The following is a 611-nucleotide window of genomic DNA, read 5'->3' on the forward strand; positions in this document are numbered from 1 at the left end:
ACATTAATAGTATACTCAACTAAAACACCATTCAAAACAACACCAGACACATTCACAGTCTTAACAATACTTAAATTAATACTTGGAGTAACATTCACAGTACTATTGTTGTTAGAACTGTTGTTGCCTGTATTATTTTGATCTGTACCTGTGACATTTGCTATATTGCTTATATTTCCAGTACCATTCAACTGAACAATTAAAGTAATAATATAAGAATTATTATTTAAAATACTTGAAATAGTCCAGCTAACAGCTTGACCCACACGAGTATAGCTTCCATTAGCACTAACAAAGATTAATCTGTCATCTAAAACATCAGTAATATTCACATTAGTCGCAGTATCAGGACCATGATTAGTAACATTAATAGTATACTCAACTAAAACACCATTCAAAACAACACCAGACACATTCACAGTCTTAACAATACTTAAATTAATACTTGGAGTAACATTCACAGTACTATTGTTGTTAGAACTGTTGTTGCCTGTATTATTTTGATCTGTACCTGTGACATTTGCTATATTGCTTATATTTCCAGTACCATTCAACTGAACAATTAAAGTAATAATATAAGAATTATTATTTAAAATACTTGAAATAGTCCA

1 protein-coding gene is annotated in these 611 nt (G+C 29.6%); it reads right to left on the minus strand.

What is annotated here, in order from left to right; all coding sequences use genetic code 11:
• The coding region (locus MBCUR_RS03450) for a DUF11 domain-containing protein (protein WP_169805786.1) at positions 1-611 on the minus strand (611 nt) is incomplete at both ends.

This window comes from Methanobrevibacter curvatus (genome assembly GCF_001639295.1).
GTDB lineage: Archaea > Methanobacteriota > Methanobacteria > Methanobacteriales > Methanobacteriaceae > Methanoflexus > Methanoflexus curvatus.